We start from the raw sequence: 19103 nt of genomic DNA, 5'->3' as shown, positions 1-19103 counted from the left end.
CCAGCGTAGGCGGCCCGCGTGAGGATTCCACCGCTCGCTCAGGCGGTCGCTCCGCCGGTCGTGCCGCGTCCCGCCCGGGAGCGCATCAGTGGCTGGACGCGGGTGCCGAAGTTCTCCAGTCCCTCCAGGAAGTCGTCGAAGACGAGCATGATCCCCTTGGTGCCGGGCACCCCGGCGATCTCGTCGAGCATCGCCGCGACGGTCTCGTACGAGCCGACGAGCGTGCCCATGTTGAAGTTCACGGCGCCTTCGGGGAGGACGATGGTGCGGGCGGTGGAGGAGGCGTCGGCGGTGGTGTCGGTGGCCGACTCGCCCGCCATGTACGCCAGCGCCGCGTGGTCGGCGTGGTCGTGGTAGTCCCGCCACTTCGCGTGGGCGGCCTCGTCGGTCTCGTCGGCGATGACCATGAACAGCGACAGCGCCCCGACGTCCCGTCCCGTCTCGCGCACCGCGTCCACCAGTGCGGCGGTGGTGTCGGCGAAGGCGAGCGGCGTGTTGACGCCGCTGCCCAGGACGAAGTTGTAGTCGGCGTGCTCGGCGGCGAACCGCATGCCGGTGCCGCTCTGCCCGGCGGCGACGATGTCGATGTGCCCGTGCGCCGGCCGCGGGGACAGCACGCAGCCGTCCATCTCGTAGAACGCGCCCTTGAAGTCGCTGACGCCCTCGCTCCACAGCTCCTTCATGACGGTCACGTACTCGGCGGCCCGCGCGTACCGGTTGCCGAAGTGCTCGTCGCCGGGCCACGCGCCCATCTGCGCGTACTCACCGGGCGCCCAGCCGGTGACGATGTTGACGCCGAAGCGGCCGGGGGCGATGGAGTCGACCGTGACCGCCATGCGCGCGACGATGGCGGGCGGCAGGGCGAGGATGGGCGTGGAGGCGTACAGCCTGATCCGCTCCGTCACCGCGGCCAGGCCCGCCATCAGCGTGAACGACTCCAGACAGTGGTCCCAGAACTCCGTCTCACCGCCGAAGCCCTTGAGTTTGATCATGGACAGGGCGAAGTCGAGGCCGTGCTCCTCGGCCTTCCGGACGACCGCCTTGTTCAGTTCGAAGGTCGGCAGGTACTGCGGGGCGCTCTTGGAGATGAGCCAGCCGTTGTTGCCGATGGGGATGAAGACACCGATGTCCATGGACCACATTTGATCAATTCGGTTCGTTTTTTAGGTCGTTGAACCGTGAAACTGGCAGGAAACCGCCGGTGAGAATGTGTGAAAGGGGTTTCGTTCGAGAACGGGAACGATAGGTTCCCAGCATGAACGCACGGCTCGCTCTGCTCAGCACTGTGGCCCCCGGTGTCACGGAGAGCGAGGTGTTCCGGCTTGCGTTGCAGCACGCGATGGGCGAGCTGGGCGCGCTCGGCGCGGCGATGCATCTGAGGGGTCCGATGTCGGCCCTGCGGCTGGTGTCCGCCGTGGGCCTGCCTCCCGTGCTGGCCCGTTCCTGGGAGATCGTCGACCAGGAGGGCCGGTCGGCTCCGGCGCGTGCGCTCCGGGGGACGCGTGCGGTCCGAGGGAGCGGGGGCGTGTGGGTGCCGAGGCCCTCCGGGCCGGCCTCCGAGCCCCTCTGGCCCGGCACCGGACTCGCCGCCCTCCCCGTGTTCAGCGGGCCGCGGAGCATAGGCGCGCTGACCGTGCTGGCCGGCGAGCGCGGTGAACCCACGCCGGAGCACTGGGAGTTCCTGCGGTCCCTCGTCGCCTGGACCGAGGACCGCATGGTCGGCGCACCGCGCCCGGCCGGGCCCGCGCAGCCGGAGCGGAGCGGGGAGCGGCTGCGGCAGGCCCTGAAGGAGGTCCGGGTCGGCTCGTGGGACTGGGACATCCGCAACGGCGATCTGATCTGGGACGAGGCGGCGCTGGAGCTGTACGGCACCCGGCCGGCCGACTTCACCGGGAAGATCGACAGCTGGATGCGGATCGTCCACCCCGACGACCTGGCGCCCACGCTGGCGGCGGCGCAGCGGGCGATCCTCGGCCACTCCGTCTACGAGGCCGAGTACCGGGTACGGCGCCTGGACGGTTCGTACGGCTGGACGCAGGCGCGCGGCAGGGCCACGTACGACGCGCGGGGCGAGGCGCTGCGGATGATCGGGGTGGGCTGGGAGAGCGACGAGTCGCGGACCGCCCGGGACACGCTCGGCCGGGCCCTGCGGCACATGAGCGACGGCTTCCTGGCGGTGGACGACGGATGGCGGATCACCTTCGCCAACCTGGAGGCGGAGCGCTTCCTGGGCTTCTCGGAGGAGGAGCTGTTCGGGCGGCTGCTCTGGGACCTGCCCGCCGCCCGGCAGGTGCCCGAACTGGAGGCCCGGTGCCGGGCCGCCGCGGCCGAGGAGAAGCCGGCCGGCTTCGATGTGCAGGTGCCGACCTGCGGGTGCCGCTACCACCTGCGGCTGGTGCCGGGGCCCGACGGCCGCACCCTCTACTTCACCGACGTCACCGAGAACCGGCGGCTCGCGGAGGAGCGACGGTCGGACGAGCGCGCCGCGGCCGAGCGGTCGGCCCGGATCGCGGAGCTCGCCGCGGAGCTCGCGAAGGCCACCACCTCGCAGGACGTGGTGGACGCGGTCGCCCGCCGGGTGCTGCCGCCGTTCGCCGCCGCCGGGGTTCTGGTCCAGGTGATCGAGGAGGAGCGGCTGCACCCGGTCGGAGCCGTCGGCTACCCGGACGACTTCCTGGAACTCATCGACGGCCGCCGCAGGCTGTCCGGCGATCCGGGCTGGGACGCGATCCGCTCCGGCACGCCCCTGTTCTTCTCCTCGCCGCAGGAGCTGACCGCGCACTCCTTCCGGATGGCCGGACTTCCGGAGCGCTCGGGCATGCAGGCGTGGGCGTTCCTGCCGCTCACCGCGTCCGGACACACGTTCGGGGTGTGTGTCGTCGCCTTCGACCGGCTGCGACTGCTCACCGCCGAGGAGCGCGCCCTGCTGACCACGATCAGCGCCTTAGTGGCGCAGTCGCTGGAACGGGCCCGGCTCTACGACGCCGAGTACACCCGCTCCCGTGAACTCCAGCGCAGTCTGCTCCCCCAGGCGCTGCCCGAACTGTCCGCCTGTACGGCGGCCGCCCGCTATCTGCCGTCCGGGCAGGGCGCGGACGTGGGCGGCGACTGGTACGACGTGATCCCGCTGTCCGGGGGGCAGGTCGCGCTCGTCGCCGGTGACGTCATGGGCCACGGGCTGCCGGAGGCGGCCACCATGGGGCGGCTGCGCACCGCCGTCCACACCCTGGCCGACCTGGAACTTCCCCCCGGCGAGATCATGGGCCACCTCAACGACATCGTCGGCGCCATGGGCGAGGGTTCGTACGCCACCTGTCTCTACGCACTCTACGACTCCACCACCCGGGTCTGTTCCCTGGTCCGCGCCGGGCATCCGCCGCCGGCGCTGGTGCGTCCCGACGGAAGCGTGTACTTCCCGGAGCGGGACGCCGACCCGCCGCTGGGCGCGGCGGAGCCGCCGTTCGAGACGGTCGAGCTGGAGGTGCCGGAGGGCAGTCTGCTCGTGCTGTACACCGACGGTCTGGTGGAGTCGGCGAAGCGGGACATCGACGAGGGGACGGCGGAGCTGGCCCGGTTACTGAGGGCGGCCCATGCGCGTGGCGCGCTCGACACCGCCGCGGACCTCGAGCGTCTGTGCGACACGCTGACGGCCGCGCTGCTGCCCGCCGAGCAGCAGGCCGCCGACGACGCGGCCCTGCTCGTCGCCCGTCTGCACGCGCTGCCCACCGGGCACATGGCCTCCTGGCCGCTGCCCGACGACCCGCGAGCGGCGGGCCGTGCGCGCCGGCACGTCCGTGAGCAGCTCGCCCTCTGGGACCTGGACCAGCTGGCCCCCACCGCGGAACTCCTGGTCAGCGAACTCGTGGGCAATGTCGTTCGCCATGCCCGGGGCCCGGTGCGGCTGCGGCTGCTGTACGGCGCCGAGCTGATCTGCGAGGTCTACGACGGCAGCCAGGCCATGCCCCGCATCCGCCGTGCCACGGAGACCGACGAGGGCGGCCGCGGCCTGCAGCTGATCACGGCGCTGTCCGGGCGGTGGGGTGCGCGCTACACCCCGCACGGCAAGTGCATCTGGACCGAACAGCCGCTGCCCGGCCCGGACGGGGGGTCCGAGGAGTCGGCCGACGACCCGGAACTGATGTTCCTGAAGGCGGCCGGTTTCGACGGGGACGAGGACTGGAGCGCGCTGCTGTGACGACCGTGGGCCTCCTCAGGGATCGATGAGGCCGGCACGGATGGCGTAGCGGGTCAGCTCCAGACGGTCGCGCATGCCGAGTTTCTGCAGGAGGTTGGCCCGGTGCCGTTCGACGGTCTTGGCGCTGATGTGGAGCAGGGTGCCGATCTCCCTTGAGGTGTGGCCCTCGGCGACCAGCTTGAGGATCTCCTCCTCCCGCTCGGTGATCGGCCGCTCCGGCAGCCCTTCGACACCGTCCCCCCGGTGCAGCCGCTCCAGGTACGAGCGGACCAGGGCCCGTTCGGCGCCGGGGTAGATGAACGGTTCGTCGCGCACCACGGCCCGGCAGGCCTCTACCAGGTCGCGGTCGGCGACGGACTTCAGGACGTAACCGCCCGCCCCTGCCTTGAGGGCCTCGAAGAAGTACTGCTCGTTGTCGTACATGGTGAGGACGAGGATGCGCAGGCCGGGCAGCCGCCGGGACAGCTCGCGCGCCGCCTGCAGTCCGGTCATCCGGGGCATGGCCACGTCGAGGACGGCCAGGTCGATGTCCCCGACCCGGGCCCGCTCGACGGCCTCGGCCCCGTCCCCGGCCTCGGCCACGACCTCCAGACCGGGCTCACCGTCGAGAATGAGCCGCACCCCACGGCGGACGAGGGTGTGATCGTCGGCAAGGAGGACACGGATCGGCGGCGGGGCGGACGAGGGTGGGGGCGGTGGCGGGGCGGACGGGGGTGGGAGCGGTGGCGGGGCCGACCGGGGCGGGACCGACCGACGTGCGGTCGGCGGTAGGGCCGGTGACGGGGCCGACCGGGGCGGGCCCGGCGGGACCGACCGACGTGCGATCGGCGGTAGGGCCGGTGAGGGGTCTGACGGCGAGGCCGGTGGCGTGGCCGGGGTCACCGAGCCGTTGGGGGTCACCGGGCCCTCGGGGGGCACCGGGCGGTCGGGGGTCACCGGCCCGCCCCAGACGGGGTCGTGTCCACCGGGGCGTCCTTGGAGTCACCGGTGACGGAGGCGTCGCCCGCAGTGGGGGCTTCCTCGGAGTCACCGATGACGGGAGCGTCGCCCGCGGCGGGTTTCGCCGCCACCCGTAGCCGTACCTCCGTACCCGCGCCACCGCTCACCGGGTCCCCGGCGTCGGAAGAACGTTTCTCCGCACCGCCACCACCGCTCGCACCGCCACCACTGCCCGCACCGCCGCTCGGCGACACAACACTCAGCGTCGCCCCAATCAGCAGCGCCCGCTCCCGCATCCCCGTGATGCCGGCCCCCTCCCCGGCCGCCGTACCGAGGCCCCTGCCGTTGTCCCGTACGACGAGCTCGACGCCGTCGCCGAGCGGACGCAGCCGGAGTTCGGCGAGGCGCGCCTCGGCGTGCCGTGCGGTGTTGGTGAGGGCTTCCTGGGCGACCCGGTAGAGCACGAGCTCCGTCTCCTCGGTCAGCGGAGGCAGACCGGCGCGCAGCTCATGACGCACCGTCAGCCCATGGGTGGTGAACTCGGCCGCGAGCGAGCGCAACGCGCTGAGCAGGCCGAGCTCGTCGAGGACGCCGGGGCGCAGTCGGCGCGCGATGTGCCGGATCTCCTCCAGCCCGGCGCGGGTGGCCTCCTGGGCCTGGCCCAGTTCCCCTCGCAGGTCGTCCGGCGCGCGGTCGGCGACCCGCTTGAGCTGGAGGAGGACGGCGGTCAGGGTCTGGCCGACCTCGTCGTGGAGTTCGCGGGCGATGCGATGGCGTTCGCGTTCCTGGGCGGACAGCGCCCGGGCCGCGCTGGCGGCGCGCTCGGCCTCCAGCCGGTCGAGCATGGCGTTGTACGTGGTGATCAGCTCCGCCGTCTCGACCGGCCCGGAGACCACGGCACGGGCCCCGGGCCGCAGCAGGTCGGCGTCGGCCATCGCCCGGCCCAGCCGCCCGAGCGGGGCCAGCCCCACCCGCAGCACCAGGACGTTGACGGCCAGGAGCACGGCCAGCCCGCCCAGGACGACGAGCGCCTCGCCGGGCAGCACAGGGGTGGAGACGGTGACCGGGCCCAGCAGCAGCGCGGCGGCCACGGTCAGACCGACGGCGTTGAGCGTGAAGATCCGCACGAACAGCGACATGCTCCTGGCCCCTCCCTTCCCGCCAAGCGCCCACGGCACAGCCCCGACCAGCCTCTCCGGGCTCCGCCGCCCCTGTCCATCCGTGACAACACCCATGTCGCCACGGTACGGGCGGATGGCAGCATGACCGCGACCGGCGATCGGCCGGTGGCCGTCCGTGACCGACCAGCAAGGGGAAGAAACGTGTCTGCTCCACGCCTCCGCACGACACCGCTGCCAGGCATCGGTGTCCAGTACGACCTGGTGACACGAGAGCAGCGCCATCTGTCCGTGGTGGCCCACCGTGACGGCACCCGTACCGTCGGCGTGTACCGGGCCGACGACCCTGACTCCTGCGCCCAGTCGCTGCGCCTGACCGGCGCGGAGGCCGCTTCGCTGATCGACGCGCTGATGCCGTCCCACCACAGCCCGAGCCTGCTGTACACCAGTGACCTGGGCCTGGTCGCCGAGCGCATCGAGGTCGCGGGGGCCTCCCGCTGGAACGGCCGGCTGCTGGGCGACACCCGGATGCGCACGGAGACGGGCGCGTCGATCGTGGCGGTGCTGCGGCGCGCCGAGGCGATCCCGTCCCCGGCGCCGGACTTCCGGCTGGCAGGCGGCGACACCCTCATCGTGATCGGCACCCGCGAGGGCGTGGACGCGGCCGCGGCGATACTCGGGCGGGAGTGATCGAGTGCACTCCGCAGTCCTGCTGATCGAGTTCGGTTCCATCATCCTGGCGCTCGGGCTGCTCGGCCGGTTCGCCGCCCGTTTCTCGTTCTCGCCGATACCGCTGTACCTGCTGGCCGGGCTGGCCTTCGGCGAGGGCGGGCTGCTGCCGCTGGGGGCGAGCGAGGAGTTCGTCGCCACCGGGGCCGAGATCGGCGTCATCCTGCTGCTGCTGATGCTCGGCCTGGAGTACACGGCGAGCGATCTGGTCTCCAACCTGAAGTCGCACTACCCGTCGGGCCTGGTCGACTGCGCCCTCAACGCGCTGCCGGGCGCGGCCATGGCGCTGCTGCTGGGCTGGGGCCCGGTGGCGGCGGTGGTGCTGGCGGGCGTCACCTGGATCTCGTCGTCCGGGGTGATCGCGAAGGTGCTGAACGACCTGGGCCGGGTCGGCAACCGTGAGACGCCGGTCATCCTGAGCGTGCTGGTCCTCGAAGACCTGGCGATGGCGGTCTATCTGCCCATCGTCACGGCGCTGGTGGCCGGGGCGGGGCTGGCTGCGGGCAGCCTCACCCTGGCCGTCGCGCTGGGCGTCGCGGGGCTCGTGCTGTTCGCGGCGGTGCGCTACGGGCGGGTCATCTCCCGGTTCGTCTCCAGCGACGACCCGGAGAAGCTGCTGCTGGTGGTGCTGGGCCTGACGATCCTGGTGGCCGGTGTGGCGCAGCAGTTGCAGGTGTCGGCGGCGGTGGGCGCGTTCCTGGTGGGCATCGCGCTGTCCGGGGAGGCGGCGGAGGGCGCGCACACGCTGCTGAGCCCGCTGCGGGACCTGTTCGCGGCGATCTTCTTCGTCTTCTTCGGGCTGCACACCGACCCGGCGAGCATTCCCCCGGTCATCGTGCCCGCGCTGGCGCTGGCCGTCGTCACCGCCGCGACGAAGATCGCCACCGGCTACTGGGCGGCCCGGCGCGCGGGCATCTCCGTGAAGGGCCGCTGGCGGGCGGGCGGTGCTCTGGTCGCCCGCGGCGAGTTCTCGATCGTCATCGCCGGTCTGGCGGTCACCGCCGGGATCGAGCCGTCCCTCGGCCCGCTGGCGACGGCGTACGTGCTGCTCCTGGTGGTCCTGGGCCCGCTCACCGCGCGCTACACGGAACCGCTCGCCCGCTGGTGGACGAGCCGCCGGGCGCCCCGCGCGGACACGGTGGAACAACAGCCCGAATCCCTGGCCCGGCCGCAGACGCCGGTGGGCGACTGAGCCACGGCGCGTACGGCGGCCGGGCACTCCGGCACCGGGCCGCACCTCTCGAAGCGCGAAGCGGGGCCGCGTTCTTCCGGAGCGCGGCCTCCGCGGACGCCTCCGTCGAGGGCTTCGTCCAGGTCGCGCCGCAGGTCGGCTTCCGCTACGGCGGCGAGGGCGCCGACACCGCACCCGCCTCGGCCTGTCCGGGCGGGTCCGGGGACCGGACCTCGGGAGGTCGCTCAAGGGCCGGGCCGGTGCCTCCGACCCGGATCCCCTTCGTCACCCTGACCCTGCAAGCCGACCCCGTCCTCCAGGGCGGCCCCGTCCCCGTCGTGGCCGACCTCGACCCCCTCCGACATGACCAGCAGCCCGGTGCGCACCTCCGTCACCATCGCCGGAAGCGTCAAGGCGGCCGTGGGCACCGAGGCCGACGGCACCTGGGCGCTCCACGGCGGGGGCGACCTCACCGGCACCCTGCGACTGCAGCCGACCGTCTTCGGAACCCCGTGCTCACCAAGGACATCCCCCTGGCCGACCTGTCGTCCGGTCGCCTGTCAGCCGGTCGCCGCGCCGCCGGGTATCCACCCCTGGCGGCGCAGCACCGCCGACACGTCCGGTGCCTCGTAGTGCTCCCCTTTGAGCACCTTGCCGTCGGCCCGGCGGGAGACCTGGCCGTCGGGGCCCAGCTTGGTCATGTTCGAGCGGTGGATCTCGGCGATCACCGCGTCGAGGTCGATCCCGTGCACCAGAGCCGTGCCGTACGCGACGTAGACGACGTCGGCCAGTTCATGCGCCAGCCGGTCCAGCGGGCCGCTCACCGACACCTCGGCGACCTCCGCCGCCTCCTCGGCGAGGAGCTCGCCCCGGTGCGCGGCGAGGCCCGGCGGCACCTCCGAGGGCGTGCTGCGCACGTCGAGCCCGAAGGCCCGGTGGAAGTCACGGACCAGGTCCGCGGGCGAGGAAATGCTCATGCCCCCGACTGTAACGACCCCCACTGACACCCGGCCCGGACCGCCATCTGCCCCAGTGCCTCGGGGACCGCCAACTGCCCCGGTGCCCCGGCCGTTCCCGCCTCGCGCGTCCCGTGCGCCCCGGTGGGTCCGTCCGCGCCCGCCTCTGTGAGCCCCGCCCTGGTCAGCCCCACGCACCGGCTGGCAGGATCGGCGCATGTCCAAGGTCTTCTCCCGTATCGGCAGACGCCAGGCCCTGCAGGGGGCGGCGGCCGCAGTCGTCGTGCTCGGGCTGCTGCTGTGGTGGCTGCTGCCCCTGGGCGAGGATCCGCCGAGCGGGACGATCACCTTCAGCACGGGCAGCCCGCGCGGCGTCTACCAGTCGTACGGCACCCAGTTGCGCGACGAGCTCGCCAAGGACATGCCGGGTCTGACCGTGGTCCTGAAGTCCAGCAACGGCTCGCAGCAGAACGTCGAGCGGGTGGCGAAGGGCGAGGCCGACTTCACCATCGCGGCGGCCGACGCCGTGCAGTTGTACGAGTCGCGGCACCCGGGCTCGGCGGCCCAGCTGCGCGGGGTGGCCCGGCTCTACGACGACTACGTCCAGTTGGTGGTGCCGCGCGACTCCGACGTCCACTCCGTCGCCGATCTCAAGGGGAAGACGGTGGCGACGGGCCTGTCCGGCTCGGGTGTGCGCCTGATAGCCAACCGGGTGCTCGAGGCGGCGGGCCTGGACCCGGACAAGGACGTCACGGCGGTGGACAAGGGCATCAACAACGGCCCCCAGGCCTTGAAGGAGGGAGACATCGACGCGTTCTTCTGGTCCGGGGGCATTCCCACGGGCGGTCTGACGGACCTGGCGAAGACCTTCGCCTTCCGGTTCGTGCCCATCGACGCCGCCCTCGTCGCCAAGATGCACGGCCAGGACAGCTCCACGAGCTACTACCGGGCCACGAACATGGCCGAGTCGGTGTACCGGAGCGTCCAGAACGGCGAGACGGTCCCGACGATCGCCGTGTCCAACGTGTTGATCACCCGCACGGACATGGATCCGCGGCTCACCGAGTGGATGACCCGGATCGTCATCAAGAGCCGTGACGCGATCGGCAGGCAGGTCCACTCCGCGCAACTGGTCGACCTGCGCACGGCGATCGACACCAACCCGCTCCCCCTGCACGCCGGCGCCCGGCGCTACTACCGCTCGGTCAAGCCGTAGGCCGTGACCTCGGCACCGACACCGTCACCTTGAGCCCGTTCGGCTCGTGATGGTCGTACGAGAGCGAACCGCCGCCCGCCGCGAGGAGGGTGCGGGTGATGGACAGGCCGAGACCCGAGCCCTTGATGTTCTGGTGGCGGCCGCTGCGCCAGAAGCGGTCGCCCACGCGCGTGAGTTCCTCGTCGGTGAGGCCGGGGCCGTGGTCGGTGACGACGACGCTGGAGATCTCGCCGTCGGCCGCGACGGTCACCTCGACGCTCTCCCCCTCCGGCGTGAACTTCACCGCGTTGTCGATCACCGCGTCCAGCGCGCTGGACAGGGTGACGGGGTCGGCCCAGGCCGTGGTGGCCGGGCAGTCGCCCACCAGCCGCACCCCCTTGGCCTCGGCCGTGGGCGCCCAGGCGGCGACGCGCTCGGCGGTCAGCGCGCCGATGTCGGTGACCCTCAGATCGGCCTCGGTGTGCTCGGCCAGCGCGAGGTCGAGCAGATCGTCCAGGACCTGGGACAGGCGTTTGCCCTCGCTCTGGACGGAGGCGATCTCCTCGTTGCCCGCCGGGAGTTCGTAGGAGAGCAGTTCGATGCGCAGCAGCAGCGCGGCGAGCGGGTTGCGCAACTGGTGCGAGGCGTCGGCGACGAAGGCGCGCTGCTGCTCCAGCACATCCTCGACGTTGTCGGCCATCTCGTTGAACGACCGGGCCAGCCGCCTGAGTTCCGGCGGCCCGCTGGCGACCGCCACCCGGGACTTCAGCCGGCCGCTGGCGATCGCGTGCGTGGTGATGTCCAGGACGCGCACGGGTTTGAGGACCCATCCGGTCAGCTGCAGCGCGGCGCCGATGGCCAGCAGCATCGCGGCCACCTCGCCCGCGCCGACGACCAGCCAGCCGTGCAGGATCCGCGACCGCATCGGCCCGGTGGGCGAGTCGGTGACGACCACCGCGACCACGTCACCGTCCCGGATGACCGGCGACGCCACGACGAGCCGGCTGCGCTGCCAGGGCCACACCTGCCGGGGGTCGTGGCTGCGCCGGCTGAGCAGGGCCTCGGCGTAGGCGTCCTTCACCTCACCCTTTTGGGGGAGACTCAGGCTCTTGGGCGCACGAGCCAGCGGGGTACCGGTGGTGGAGAAGACGGCGGCACGGATGTCGTAGACCTCGTAGTAGCTGTCGAGTTCGCGTGCGAGCGTCAGCAGCCGCTCGTCCATGGACGCGGTCGCGCTCGCGTCCGTGCCCGAGGGCACGGTGACGTTCTGGGCGAGCGCGGCGAAGCGCGCGGTGTCGTCGATCCGGTCGACGACCACCCGCTGCTGCTCCGCCCCGGCCACGCTGACGGCCAACGGCACCCCGAGGGCGAGCAGTACGGCCGCCATCAGGACGATGAGCAGCGGCAGCAGACGTGTACGCAACGGTCCCCGCTACCCGGCCGGGGCGACGAGCCGGTACCCGACGCCCCGTACGGTCTCGATCAGGGCGGGCATGCGCAGCTTGGCGCGCAGGGAGGCGACGTGCACCTCCAGGGTGCGTCCCGTCCCCTCCCAGCTGGTGCGCCACACCTCGCTGATGATCTGCTCCCGGCGGAAGACGACACCGGGTCGCTGGGCGAGCAGCGCGAGCAGGTCGAACTCCTTGCGGGTGAGCTGGACGACCGTGCCGTCCACGGTGACACGGCGGGTGGGCAGTTCGATCTGGACGGGTCCGAGCCGCAGCGCGTCCTCGCCGGCCGCGCCCGCGTCCTCGTGGACGGTGCGCCGGCTGACGGCGTGGATCCGGGCGAGCAGCTCTCCGGTGTCGTACGGCTTCACCACGTAGTCGTCGGCGCCCAGGTTGAGGCCGTGGATGCGGGAGCGCACGTCGGAGCGGGCCGTCACCATGATCACCGGGGTGGCGGTGCGCTTGCGGATCTTGCCGCAGACCTCGTAGCCGTCCTGGTCGGGCAGGCCGAGGTCGAGCAGGACGACCCCGAAGCCGGGGCCTTCGGGAACGAGCGCCTGGAGTGCCTCCTCGCCGTTGCGGGCGTGCGTGACGTCGAAACCGTGCCGCTTGAGGACCGCGGACAGTGCGGCGGCGACATGGTTGTCGTCCTCGACGAGGAGCAGTCTCATCCCGGCCCCCTCCGATTCATCGGCCGTTTGGTCTATTTGTGTACAAAACGCGGGCACGCGCGCAGGCGCACCATGCAGTCACGCTGATGGACGAGGACGCAGTCAAGTGGGTTCCGGTTGCACGCGACTTCCGTTACTCGCCCGATACGCACAGGTCGCAAGTGCTACGACACGTGTCCGATTGCTATCGGATCGTGATGCTCAGATTCCCCTCAGATGTAATGACGCTGGTCGCGGCCGGTTACTACTGTCCTCCGAAACCGAGGTGGACGGAGCCTGAGAGCGATGACCGAAGTATCGGTGACCAAGCAAGACGCGGTCCCGCCCGGCGGCGATCTCGTCGTCCTGAAGAGCGTCAACAAGCACTTCGGCGCGTTGCACGTGCTCCAGGACATCGATCTGACGATCACCCGCGGTGAGGTCGTCGTGGTCATCGGGCCCTCCGGGTCCGGGAAGTCGACCCTGTGCCGCACCATCAACCGTCTCGAGACGATCGACGACGGCACGATCACGATCGACGGGAAGCCGCTGCCCCAGGAGGGCAAGGCGCTGGCGCGGCTGCGCGCCGACGTCGGCATGGTCTTCCAGTCGTTCAACCTGTTCGCACACAAGACCGTGCTCGAGAACGTGATGCTGGGCCAGATCAAGGTCCGCAAGGCCGACAAGAAGCAGGCCGAGGACAAGGCCCGCGCCCTGCTGGACCGCGTCGGAGTGGGTACTCAGGCGGACAAGTACCCGGCCCAGCTCTCCGGCGGTCAGCAGCAGCGTGTCGCCATCGCCCGGGCGCTGGCGATGGACCCCAAGGTCATGCTCTTCGACGAGCCGACCTCGGCCCTCGACCCGGAGATGATCAACGAGGTCCTGGAGGTCATGCAGCAGCTCGCCCGGGAGGGCATGACCATGATCGTCGTCACCCATGAGATGGGCTTCGCACGATCGGCCGCGAACCGCGTGGTCTTCATGGCCGACGGCCGGATCGTCGAGGAGGCCGCGCCCGACCAGTTCTTCAGCAACCCGCGCAGTGACCGTGCCAAGGACTTCCTGTCCAAGATCCTGCACCACTGAATCGCCGGACCCGCACCGCCCTCAGCCCTTCATCCCATACTCCCCAAGGAAGTAGCCATGAAGCTTCGCAAGGTCACCGCCGCCTCGGCCGTCGTGCTCGCGCTCGCCCTGTCCGCCACCGCCTGCGGCGGCGACAACAAGGACGACGCGGGCAGCGGCTCCACCGGGGGCGGCGGCGGCACGATCAAGGTCGGCATCAAGTACGACCAGCCCGGTCTCGGCCTGAAGAAGCCCGACGGATCCTTCGCCGGCTTCGACGTGGACGTGGCCACCTACGTCGCCAAGCAGCTCGGCTACGCGCCGGACAAGATCGAGTTCGTCGAGACCAAGAGCGCGGACCGCGAGAACGCCCTCGCGCGCGGTGACGTCAAGTTCATCGCCGCGACCTACTCGATCACGGACGAGCGCAAGCAGAAGGTCGACTTCGCCGGCCCGTACCTGCTGGCCCACCAGGACCTGCTGATCAAGTCCGACTCGGACATCTCCAAGGGCACCGACCTCAACGGCAAGAAGCTGTGTTCCGTGACCGGCTCGACCTCGGCGCAGAACGTCCAGAAGTCGATCGCGCCCAAGGCGGACCTGAAGGAGTACCCCACGTACTCGGAGTGCGTCGCCGCGCTGCAGAACGGCGCGGTGGACGCGGTGACCACCGACGACTCGATCCTCGCGGGCTTCGCCGCCCAGGACCAGTACAAGGGCAAGTTCAAGCTGGCGGGCCTGAAGCTCAGCAACGAGAACTACGGCATCGGCGTCAAGAAGGGTGACACCGCGACACTCGACAAGATCAACAAGGCGCTGGAGCAGATGGTCAGCGACGGCTCCTGGCAGAAGGCGGTCGACGCCAACTTCGGCCCGGCGAACTACAAGAACGAGCCGGCCCCGAAGATCGGCGTGATCGTCCCGAACGCCGGCTAGTCACCGCGGCCCAGCGGGTCCCTGCAGCGCGCCGCCGCCGTCGCGATCACGGCGGCGGCGTGCCCTGCCCTCCACATACGCCACCCACCCGGAAGCGCGGGAGATCGTGTTCGACTTTCTTGAAGGTTACGACGTCCTCGGGGCGTTCTGGATGACGGTGAAACTCACCGCCCTCTCCGCCGTGGGCTCCCTGGTCTGGGGCACCCTGCTGGCCGCGATGCGGGTCAGCCCGGTGCCGCTGATGCGCACCTTCGGCACCACCTACGTCAACATCGTCCGGAACATCCCCCTGACAGTCATCATCCTCTTCTGTTCGGCCGGCCTCGCCGACGTCTTCCATGTGACCTTGGGCGGCGACAACTTCAAGATCCAGGGCTTTCGGCTGGCCGTCCTCGGCCTGATCGCGTACACGGCGGCCTTCGTCTGCGAGGCGCTGCGCTCCGGCATCAACACGGTGCCGCTCGGACAGGCGGAGGCGGCCCGCGCCATCGGGCTCGGCTTCAGCCAGACCCTGCGGCTGATCATCCTGCCGCAGGCCTTCCGCGCGGTCATCGGCCCGCTGGCCAACGTCCTGATCGCGCTGACCAAGAACACCACGGTGGCGGCCGCCATCGGCGTCGCCGAGGCCGCCTACCTGATGAAGACGATGATCGAGAACGAGGCGCAGACGCTGCTCATCGGCGCGGTCTTCGCGTTCGGGTTCGTGGTTCTGACCCTGCCGACCGGCCTGATCCTGGGCTGGCTGGGCAAGCGACTGGCGGTGAAGCGATGAGCTCGGTCCTGTACGACACTCCCGGCCCCCGCGCCAAACGGCGCAACCTCCTGTTCTCGGTGGTCTTCTCCGCCCTCGTCATCCTGCTCCTGTGGTGGGTGTGGCTGAAGATGGACGAGAAGGACCTCCTGACGTCCGCCCAGTGGAAGCCGTTCACGGAGTCCGAGGCCTGGACGACGTATCTGCTGCCCGGTCTCGTCGACACGCTGAAAGCCGCGGCGCTCGCCATGGTGATCGCCCTTCCGCTGGGCGCGGTCTTCGGCATCGCCCGTCTGTCCGACCACCGGTGGGTGCGGATCGCGTCCGGGACGGTGGTGGAGTTCTTCCGCGCCATCCCGGTGCTGCTGCTGATGCTGTTCGCCAACGAGTTCTACGCCCGCTCCACGGACGTCACCAGCGAGGACCGGCCCCTCTACGCCGTCGTCACCGGCCTGGTCCTCTACAACGCGGCGGTCCTCGCCGAGGTCGTGCGGGCCGGCATCCTGGCCCTGCCGAAGGGCCAGACGGAGGCGGCGTACGCCATCGGTCTGCGCAAGGGGCAGACGATGAGCAGCATCCTGCTGCCGCAGGCGGTCACGGCCATGCTTCCGGCGATCGTCAGCCAACTCGTGGTCATCGTGAAGGACACCGCGCTCGGCGGTGTGATGATCGGCTTCACCGAACTGCTCAACACGCGAGGCACCCTGGCGGCGAACTACGCCAACCCGATCCCGAGCTTCATCGTGGTCGCGGCCATGTTCATCGTGCTCAACTTCATCCTGACCAGCTTCGCGAGCTGGCTGGAGGGCCGTCTGCGGCGCAGCAAGCGCAGCACGGGCGCGGTGCTCGGCACCGAAAAGGTCGACGACCTGAACGCGGCCGAGGTCGGCGGCGGCTACGGCACCGGCGCGGGTGGAGCGAGCTTCTGACGCGCACTCACGTCGATCGATGTGTCCGGAAGGCAGTGGCCCGCGCGCCACTGCCTTTCGTCGCTTGACGCAAACAACGACAATGGGTTGCATACGTTCTGTGATCGTGCACCCTGCTCCAACCTGTTGTTCACTCTCGTCCCCGAGGACACCGTCGAAGGCAGGGAGCGCCACGCCGTGGACCCGGTGATCATCGTCGGAGCGGGGCCGGTCGGCCTCACGCTCGCCCTGGCGCTGGCACGCCAGGAGGTGCCTTCGGTCGTGCTCGACGAGGGCCCGGGCAAGGACGAACCGCGGCTCGCGCGCACGGTCGTGCTGCGGGAGGACACCGCCGCCCTCATGGAGCGGCTCACCGGGATGCCCCTGGGCGAGGCGGGGATGCGCTGGTCGGGCTGGCGGTCGATGCGGCGCCGGCAGGTGACGAACGAGGTCGTGTTCGGCGAGGGCGAACCCGCCCCGCTCCACATCGCCCAGCATGTGCTGACCGGCGCCCTGCGCGCGGCCCTCGCGCGCGAGCGGCTGGTGAAGATCGCCGTGGACAGCCGTCTGGACTCGGTCGAGCAGGAACCTTCCGGTGTCACCGCCCACACGCGCGGCCCGCAGGGCACCTGGTGGCGCGGCAGTCATCTGGTCGGCTGCGACGGCCCCCGCTCCACGGTCCGCAAACTCCTCGACATCCGCTTCCCCGGGCGTACGGCGGTGGAGCGACACGCCGTGGCCGCGCTGCGCGTGGAACTTCCGTGGGACGGCGAGGCGTTGCTCCATCGGACACCGCCGTGGCGCTCGTCCGGTCCCTCCGCCGGGGAAGTCACCGGACGCCCGCTGCCGGACGGCGTCTGGCGCCTGGACTGGCTGCTCCCGCCCGGCAAGGACCTGGTCACCCCCGAGCTGCTGGTGGCCCGGGTCCGCGAGACCCTCGCGGGCTGGAGCGAGGGCCCGACGCCGGAGTACGAGCTGCTCGACACCGGCGTGCACGCCGTGCACCACCGGCTCGCCCGCCGCTGGCGCGTGGGCCGGATCCTGCTCGCCGGGGACGCCGCGCACCTGCTCGGCACGCTCGGCACCCAGGGGCTCGACGAAGGGCTGCGGGACGCCGACAACCTCGCCTGGAAACTGGCCCTGACCTGGCACCACGGTCCGCACGAGGCGCTGCTCGACAGCTACCAGAGCGAGCGCCGCGCGGTGGTCGCCGCCCGGCTGCGCGCGGCCGATCAGGTGCTGCCGCTGCTGCGCGGAAGCGGCGGCATAAGGTCGTACGTCCCCGGCGCGGCCCGCGGCCACGACGTGCTGCTCTCCGACGGCCACCTGGGGCGCGGCCAGCTCGGCGCGCCGGGCACGTACGCCGGGTCGCCGCTCGCGCCCCAGCACCTGGAGGCCGAGGTGCCGGTGGACACGCCCCTCGGCGCGGCCGTCGAGGATGTGCGGGTGACCGCCGAGGACGGCTCCTTCGTGCAGCTGCGGGACCGGCTCGGCCGGGGCCGGCTGCTCGTCGTGCTGATCGCGCCGGGTACGGGTGTATGGGAGCGCCGGCACTGGGTGAGCGCCGGGCTGATGCCCCGGCTGGCCGCCGCCGTGACGGCCCTGCCGACCCCGGCCGAGCTGCTCGTGGCCGAGAGCTACCCGGGCGCCGCCGCCCACACCGTGCTGCTGGTACGGCCCGACGGTCACCTGGTCACCGCGCTGAACGGGGTGCGCCCGGCCGACCTGTACGCGGCGGCGGAGGCGGCGGCGGGCGGCAAGGCGACCCAGGAGGCGACGGCGGGGTCGGCGGCGCAGTAGACGGACGGGTGACCGCACTCACGGTCACCGTGCCGTCCGCGGGGTGACAGTGAGTTGACCGGCCACCACCGGCATGGTGTACTCCGCATCGTGACCGACACCGATGTGCGCCTGTGGCGGAGGGTCCATATGGACCTGGTCCGCTATGCGGGCTGCGTGTGTCGTCCGTCCTGCTGAACTCGCCTCCCCCCTCTCCCACGGGCGCGCGCCGCCGAGACGCCTGAGCGCTCGTACGCCGCCGCACGCTCCAGCGAACCCTTCAGGACGGTTCCCGTGTCTGTCTCCCCCTCCTTGTCCGTCACCGTCGACGCACCCACCCAGGCGGACCTCCTCGACTTCGCCCGGCGCACGGCCGCCGACACCGAGCTGATCGCCTCGCTCCCCCTCGACCCCGAGGGCCGCACCTGGCTGCGCCTGGAGGGGCCCGGGGGCAGCGAGGCCTGGCTGATCGGCTGGCCTCCCGGCACCGGCACCGGCTGGCACGACCACGCCGACTCGGTGGGCGCCTTCGTCACCGCCCGGGGCGAGCTCAAGGAGTACTCGCTCGCCGCGCGGCTGCCCACCGACGGCTGGAAGACCCTGGAGCTGACCGACGACGTGGACCGGGAACGCACCCTGCCCGCCGGGCGGGGCCGCTCCTTCGGACGCCACCACGTCCACGAGGTGCTCAACGAGTCGACCGAGGAGCACGCCGTCTCGGTCCACGCCTACTACCCGCCGCTGCCGCGCATCCGCCGCTTCAGCCGCACGGGACAGGTGCTCCGCCTGGAGCAGGTCGAGCGCCCGGAGGACTGGCAGTGAGCGACGACAGGCCTGACGGCATAGACGAACTGCTCGACCGGGTGCGAGCGGGGTACGCGCGCGTGGCGGCCCACGAGGCCTACGAGGCCGCCCGCACGGGTGAGGCGCTGCTCGTCGACATCCGGTACCAGGCCCTGCGCGAACGGGACGGTCTGATCCCCGGGGCCGTGGTCGTCGAGCGCAACGAACTGGAGTGGCGGCTCGACCCGCGGGGCAGCCACCGCCTGCCCGAGGCCACGAGCCACGATCTGCGGATCGTCGTGATCTGCAACGAGGGGTACGCGTCGAGCCTGGCCGCCGTCTCCCTGCACCAGCTCGGGCTGCACCGGGCGACCGATCTGATCGGCGGCTTCCAGGCATGGAAGGCGGCGGGACTGCCGGTGACACCGTAGCCCCGGCACACCGGTCGGTCCTCGGCCGTCGTCCCCCGGCCGCTCTCGC

18 protein-coding genes are annotated in these 19103 nt (G+C 71.6%); 12 read left to right on the top strand and 6 right to left on the bottom strand.

Annotated features, from left to right (window positions below; genetic code table 11):
• Positions 1-38: 38 nt before the first annotated feature.
• On the bottom strand, positions 39-1133 hold the full coding sequence (gene rutA / locus ABZ464_RS17765) for a pyrimidine utilization protein A (protein ID WP_359277551.1): 1095 nt from the start codon (positions 1131-1133) through the stop codon (positions 39-41).
• A 122-nt stretch (positions 1134-1255) separates the two neighbouring features.
• Between rutA and ABZ464_RS17760 the strand changes: the two genes are divergently transcribed.
• Positions 1256-4195, top strand: a complete 2940-nt coding sequence (locus ABZ464_RS17760; protein WP_359277548.1) for a SpoIIE family protein phosphatase — start codon at positions 1256-1258, stop codon at positions 4193-4195.
• Positions 4196-4210: 15 nt separating this feature from the next.
• On the opposite strand, the gene ABZ464_RS17755 is transcribed toward ABZ464_RS17760, so the two are convergent.
• Positions 4211-4861, bottom strand: coding sequence for a response regulator transcription factor (locus ABZ464_RS17755; RefSeq protein ID WP_359277961.1), 651 nt, complete (start codon positions 4859-4861; stop codon positions 4211-4213).
• 266 nt (positions 4862-5127) lie between these two features.
• Entirely contained in the window at positions 5128-6273 is a 1146-nt protein-coding gene (locus ABZ464_RS17750; RefSeq protein WP_359277545.1) for a sensor histidine kinase, read from the bottom strand.
• Between the two features lie 183 nt (positions 6274-6456).
• On the opposite strand from ABZ464_RS17750, the gene ABZ464_RS17745 reads away from it, so the two are divergent.
• Positions 6457-6942 (top strand): TrkA C-terminal domain-containing protein, encoded by a 486-nt coding sequence (locus ABZ464_RS17745; RefSeq protein WP_359277542.1) that lies wholly within the window; start codon positions 6457-6459, stop codon positions 6940-6942.
• A 4-nt stretch (positions 6943-6946) separates the two neighbouring features.
• The gene (locus ABZ464_RS17740; protein ID WP_359277539.1) at positions 6947-8173 is read left to right on the top strand and encodes a cation:proton antiporter; all 1227 of its coding nucleotides are present in this window, start codon (positions 6947-6949) and stop codon (positions 8171-8173) included.
• A 539-nt stretch (positions 8174-8712) separates the two neighbouring features.
• On the opposite strand, the gene ABZ464_RS17735 is transcribed toward ABZ464_RS17740, so the two are convergent.
• Entirely contained in the window at positions 8713-9129 is a 417-nt protein-coding gene (locus tag ABZ464_RS17735; protein WP_359277536.1) for a MazG nucleotide pyrophosphohydrolase domain-containing protein, read from the bottom strand.
• 196 nt (positions 9130-9325) lie between these two features.
• Between ABZ464_RS17735 and ABZ464_RS17730 the strand changes: the two genes are divergently transcribed.
• Positions 9326-10324, top strand: coding sequence for a TAXI family TRAP transporter solute-binding subunit (locus ABZ464_RS17730; protein ID WP_359277533.1), 999 nt, complete (start codon positions 9326-9328; stop codon positions 10322-10324).
• Here the strand turns inward: ABZ464_RS17730 and ABZ464_RS17725 are convergent.
• Both ABZ464_RS17725 and ABZ464_RS17720 read right to left on the bottom strand, forming a co-directional pair.
• Positions 10314-11726 carry a HAMP domain-containing sensor histidine kinase gene (locus ABZ464_RS17725; protein WP_359277529.1) on the bottom strand — a complete coding sequence of 471 codons (1413 nt, stop codon included), beginning with the start codon at positions 11724-11726 and terminating at the stop codon, positions 10314-10316. The genes ABZ464_RS17730 and ABZ464_RS17725 overlap by 11 nt on opposite strands.
• Before the next feature lie 9 nt (positions 11727-11735).
• Complete coding sequence (locus ABZ464_RS17720) at positions 11736-12422, bottom strand: response regulator transcription factor (RefSeq protein ID WP_359277526.1); 687 nt, start codon at positions 12420-12422, stop codon at positions 11736-11738.
• Between the two features lie 285 nt (positions 12423-12707).
• Here ABZ464_RS17720 and ABZ464_RS17715 point away from each other — a divergent pair, with 285 nt between their 5' ends.
• The 8 genes from ABZ464_RS17715 to ABZ464_RS17680 all read left to right on the top strand — a co-directional run bounded on the left by ABZ464_RS17715 (position 12708) and on the right by ABZ464_RS17680 (position 19054).
• Positions 12708-13487 (top strand): amino acid ABC transporter ATP-binding protein, encoded by a 780-nt coding sequence (locus ABZ464_RS17715; protein WP_359277524.1) that lies wholly within the window; start codon positions 12708-12710, stop codon positions 13485-13487.
• Between the two features lie 57 nt (positions 13488-13544).
• Positions 13545-14402, top strand: a complete 858-nt coding sequence (locus ABZ464_RS17710) for a glutamate ABC transporter substrate-binding protein (RefSeq protein WP_359277522.1) — start codon at positions 13545-13547, stop codon at positions 14400-14402.
• A 106-nt stretch (positions 14403-14508) separates the two neighbouring features.
• Positions 14509-15174 (top strand): amino acid ABC transporter permease, encoded by a 666-nt coding sequence (locus ABZ464_RS17705; protein WP_359277520.1) that lies wholly within the window; start codon positions 14509-14511, stop codon positions 15172-15174.
• Complete coding sequence (locus tag ABZ464_RS17700; RefSeq protein WP_359277517.1) at positions 15171-16082, top strand: amino acid ABC transporter permease; 912 nt, start codon at positions 15171-15173, stop codon at positions 16080-16082. The genes ABZ464_RS17705 and ABZ464_RS17700 overlap by 4 nt, the downstream gene beginning before the upstream one ends.
• Before the next feature lie 177 nt (positions 16083-16259).
• Complete coding sequence (locus tag ABZ464_RS17695; RefSeq protein ID WP_359277958.1) at positions 16260-17861, top strand: FAD-dependent monooxygenase; 1602 nt, start codon at positions 16260-16262, stop codon at positions 17859-17861.
• A gap of 90 nt (positions 17862-17951) precedes the next feature.
• Positions 17952-18038, top strand: a complete 87-nt coding sequence (locus ABZ464_RS17690; protein ID WP_311605579.1) for a putative leader peptide — start codon at positions 17952-17954, stop codon at positions 18036-18038.
• Positions 18039-18134: 96 nt separating this feature from the next.
• Positions 18135-18662 (top strand): cysteine dioxygenase, encoded by a 528-nt coding sequence (locus tag ABZ464_RS17685; RefSeq protein WP_359277514.1) that lies wholly within the window; start codon positions 18135-18137, stop codon positions 18660-18662.
• Complete coding sequence (locus ABZ464_RS17680; protein ID WP_359277955.1) at positions 18653-19054, top strand: rhodanese-like domain-containing protein; 402 nt, start codon at positions 18653-18655, stop codon at positions 19052-19054. The genes ABZ464_RS17685 and ABZ464_RS17680 overlap by 10 nt, the downstream gene beginning before the upstream one ends.
• Positions 19055-19103: the final 49 nt, after the last annotated feature.

It is taken from the genome of Streptomyces sp. NPDC005820 (assembly GCF_040630255.1).
GTDB lineage: Bacteria > Actinomycetota > Actinomycetes > Streptomycetales > Streptomycetaceae > Streptomyces.
Note: the sequence above shows the minus strand (reverse complement) of the source record. Positions and strands in the feature narration are given on the sequence as shown.